The following is a 3,604-nucleotide window of genomic DNA, read 5'->3' as shown; positions in this document are numbered from 1 at the left end:
ACAGATTATCTTCGTAGTCCTCAATATTCCTTTTTCTAGATAAAACCACTTCAGTGTGAGTCATCAAATTACTGACCGGCGTTCGTAATTCGTGAGCAATGTCCGCAGAGAAGTTCGATAAACGAACAAACGCATCGTCCAGTCTAGATAACATTGCGTTGAACGAGAGCACCATCTGCTGGAGCTCTTGGGGAACGGGACCTAATGGAATACGCTCTTTGAGCGATTTAGCTGACATCGAAGCTGCTACCTGAGTGACTAGGCGAATAGGTCGTAGTCCACTACGCGCTACCATCCAGCCCAGTGCAGCACTGACCAGCGCGCTTATCACCAGTCCTATCCAAAACCATCGTTCAAGCGTCTCGAAGAAGGCCATATGTTGAGTAACATCAAAGATCAACATCACTGTCAATGGCTTGTCCTGCCCCGTCACTATGGCTTGCGCCGTCACGCCTCGAAATATCTGCTCCTGGTCTCGCCACTCCCAGACATTGCTGTTTGTGACCGTTCGGAAGTCTTCAGGAACTACGATCGGACCTGGGTCAGCAAACAGGAGCTTACCGTCACCATCGATGATAAGAGCTGTCAAATCACGATGAGCACCAAGCAGTGCCTCCAGCTCAGGCTTAACATCACTGAATTGATCAATGCTGTTCAACCCAGTCAAAATTCTTTGCGTCGAGTGAAGCTTTTCGTTCAGCGCCTGCTGATCCAGCATCTTGAAATGATGCCGGCTGAGGTTGTTAAAACTGAGTCCAGCGACGGTGAGCACAGCCGTTACAGCTAGCATGAACATCAGGCTCATGCGCGTAGTCAGGGACATTCGCTTCATTCCGACCCCGTCCCCGAATCCGGCGCATCCAGCATGTACCCCATGCCTCGAGAGGTGTGGATAAGCTTGACCTCAAAATCATCATCAATCTTTGCTCTGAGCCTCCTGACAGCAACCTCGATGACGTTAGTATCGCTGTCAAAGTTCATGTCCCAGACCTGGGAAGCAATAAGCGACTTGGGCAGAACCTCACCTCGACGACGGAGCAGCAATTCGAGCAACGCAAACTCTTTGGCCGTTAGATCTATACGTTTGCCTGCGCGGATAACCCTGCGTTTGAGGAGGTCCACCTCCAAATCAGCCAATTTCATATGGGTTTGGGAGGGGGCAGTGGTACCTCTACGCAGCAGCGTTCTGACGCGAGCCAGCAATTCAGAAAATGCGAAGGGTTTGATCAGGTAATCGTCAGCCCCCAGCTCAAGTCCTTTTACCCGATCCTCAACTCGGTCTCGCGCCGTGAGGAAAAGCACAGGGACATTTTTTCCGGATGCTCTCACTTTCTGAAGTACTTCCCAGCCATCCAGCCCAGGCATCATCACATCGAGAATCAGCAGGTCATACGCCTCGCTCAAGGCGTGCTGAAGCGCGTCTTTGCCATTGGTAAAACGATCAACATTGAACCCCGCCTCGGTGAGTCCTTGCTGCAAATAAATACCTATTTTGGGTTCGTCTTCCGCAACCAGAAGTCTCATGGGGATGGCTCTCGAATAATTGTGAGGCTGAGTCTGCAATGAAATGCCTCTGCCAACCAGCAACTGACAGAAAAGTAATATTGGCTTCAGGTAGATGTCAGCGAGTGCTGTCTAGGGTTCGAGCATGAGTACTTTCTGGTGCTCGACCGACTCTTAACCATGAAAGCTAGAGGAGCCGGAAAACAAATCAAAAAGGAGCTTCCTCATGAACCGTTTAAAAGTCCTATTCTTTGCTAGTTCGATACTCATCTCAGCATCTGCGTTGGCTGAAGGTGGTGCAGATCGGATTATGGAGCGCATGGAAAGCCTGCGCGATAAAGCCGAAGCGACCTTGGTACAAGCTGAAAAAGCTCCTGAAGGGCAGCGCCATGTTCACATGGCCGAGCATATGAAAATACTGGGCGAGATCATGGGCCAGCTTCATCTAGATCATCCAAAAGCATCAATGTCACCTCAGGAACATCTCGCCTGGATGGAAAAACACGACGCCATGGTTGATGACGTTTTGAACCAAATGCAGCGCGAGCACAAACTGATGCTTTCTGAGAACCATCAGTAACCGAATAACTCCTACGGGGCTCTCTGAACCGCCCACTAGACACGGCGTCATCTGGGCGCCGTGTTTTCTCAGGAAAACTGACAGAAATGTAGTGTTCAAGTCAGTTAACGCTCAGCTCTATCCCTTTAGCATAGCTAGTATTTTCCACTGGCTCTCGAGGTCACCATGAAAACTAAGCTCATTACTCCAGTTATTGCGGCAATCACCCTACTCCTCGGCGCTACGGCGATGGCCAGCGTAGGTCATGGGAAAGAGGATATCGGTCAGCCTGGAGTCGCCTCAGAGGTCACTCGCACGGTTGATGTAGAGATGGGTGATATTTTCTTCAAAACTAAAAGCATCGACGTAAAGCCCGGTGAAACGGTTCGCTTTGTACTTCACAACAAAGGGGCGTTGCTGCACGAGTTCAATATCGGCCAAGCCGCTGCTCACGCGGCGCACCAAAAAGAAATGGCGAGCATGTTCCAGAATGGAACGCTTACACCCACCGGAACTGGAAAAATGTGGGGCAACATGGGCCATAGCATGGGAGGCATGAAGATGGTTGGAATGGAACACAACGACCCGAATAGCGTGCTGATCGAGCCAGGGGCAACCAAGGAGTTGATCTGGACCTTCAACAACACAACTGGACTTCAATTTGCCTGCAACGTGCCAGGTCATTACCAGTCGGGGATGGTCGGTCAATTTGACTTGAAGTAAGCCTGAACCGACCGCTAAAACCGCGTCGACGCAAGAGTTCGCTATGCTCTGAGGCAGAGATCAGAGCAACACGCTCACACACGGGGTCTAGATCATGGATAAGCATCAGCATCCGGCTGGAAGCACCTCCCCACCATTTTGGAGGCGCAAAACAGGCGTTGTACTGATCATGCTCATTGCGATCGGTGCCTTTTACGGGGTGCGGGAACATTTCACCCACGTTTATCCGTATTTGCCCTACCTCATCCTGTTGATCTGTCCATTGATGCATTTTTTTGGACATGGACATGGCGGACATGACCATGGCGATCAGGCAGGAACCAACAAGGAAGAGAAATAGCTATGCCCACTCCACCGAGCCACCACGATCACGGTCCCGCCCACGCTGCCTCACCCAATGACGGTGGTCTACGCGACCCGGTGTGCGGTATGGCGGTTATACCTCCAAGTAAATTTGGCGAGTCTTACCAAGGACAGACGTATCAATTTTGTAGCCAGAAATGCCAAGAGAAATTTCGGGCAGATCCAGAACGCTACATTGGTAATCATCCCAGCGCTGAACCCAGCAGCGCCGCTATAGAGCCCACGCTACAGGTAGCCACTGAGTTTACCTGTCCTATGCACCCGGAAATAAGACAGCCAGGGCCCGGCAATTGCCCTAAATGTGGCATGACATTAGAGCCCGTCATGCCCGCGCTTGATGACGATGACAAACCCGAGCTCCTGGATTTCACCCGCCGCTTTTGGTGGTCGCTGCCTTTAACCGTAATGGTGGCCCTTCTAGCCATGGCGGGTCACTCATTACAAATCTTCCATGGT

Annotated in this window: 5 protein-coding genes and 1 pseudogene; 4 read left to right on the top strand and 2 right to left on the bottom strand. The window is 51.2% G+C overall.

Annotated elements, in window-relative coordinates:
• Together copS and A7D21_RS33785 are read right to left on the bottom strand one after the other, a co-directional pair.
• A pseudogene (copS, locus tag A7D21_RS33790) lies at positions 1–832 on the bottom strand (copper resistance membrane spanning protein CopS); the annotation flags it as partial.
• On the bottom strand, positions 829–1,524 hold the full coding sequence (locus tag A7D21_RS33785; protein WP_008437429.1) for a heavy metal response regulator transcription factor: 696 nt from the start codon (positions 1,522–1,524) through the stop codon (positions 829–831). The pseudogene copS and the gene A7D21_RS33785, both read right to left, overlap by 4 nt.
• 205 nt (positions 1,525–1,729) lie before the next feature.
• On the opposite strand from A7D21_RS33785, the gene A7D21_RS33780 reads away from it, so the two are divergent.
• The 4 genes from A7D21_RS33780 to A7D21_RS35030 all read left to right on the top strand — a co-directional run.
• Positions 1,730–2,083, top strand: a complete 354-nt coding sequence (locus A7D21_RS33780; RefSeq protein ID WP_008437430.1) for a co-regulatory protein PtrA N-terminal domain-containing protein — start codon at positions 1,730–1,732, stop codon at positions 2,081–2,083.
• Between the two features lie 165 nt (positions 2,084–2,248).
• Entirely contained in the window at positions 2,249–2,785 is a 537-nt protein-coding gene (locus A7D21_RS33775; protein WP_008437431.1) for a plastocyanin/azurin family copper-binding protein, read from the top strand.
• A 94-nt stretch (positions 2,786–2,879) separates the two neighbouring features.
• The gene (locus A7D21_RS33770) at positions 2,880–3,125 is read left to right on the top strand and encodes a DUF2933 domain-containing protein (protein ID WP_032899631.1); all 246 of its coding nucleotides are present in this window, start codon (positions 2,880–2,882) and stop codon (positions 3,123–3,125) included.
• 2 nt (positions 3,126–3,127) lie between these two features.
• A partial coding sequence (locus tag A7D21_RS35030; RefSeq protein WP_141718323.1) for a YHS domain-containing protein occupies positions 3,128–3,604 on the top strand: 477 nt, incomplete at its 3' end.

The sequence above is a fragment of the Pseudomonas sp. AP19 genome, assembly GCF_001728855.1.
GTDB lineage: Bacteria > Pseudomonadota > Gammaproteobacteria > Pseudomonadales > Pseudomonadaceae > Aquipseudomonas > Aquipseudomonas fluorescens.
This window is presented reverse-complemented; position numbering and strand designations above follow the sequence as displayed.

What these genes read in the sequence shown, in the direction of transcription:
- A7D21_RS33775 (WP_008437431.1), top strand. Translation starts at nt 2,249, where the DNA reads ATGAAAACTAAGCTCATTACTCCAGTTATTGCGGCAATCACCCTACTC.
- A7D21_RS33780 (WP_008437430.1), top strand. Translation starts at nt 1,730, where the DNA reads ATGAACCGTTTAAAAGTCCTATTCTTTGCTAGTTCGATACTCATCTCA.
- A7D21_RS33770 (WP_032899631.1), top strand. Translation starts at nt 2,880, where the DNA reads ATGGATAAGCATCAGCATCCGGCTGGAAGCACCTCCCCACCATTTTGG.
- A7D21_RS33785 (WP_008437429.1), bottom strand. Translation starts at nt 1,524, where the DNA reads ATGAGACTTCTGGTTGCGGAAGACGAACCCAAAATAGGTATTTATTTG.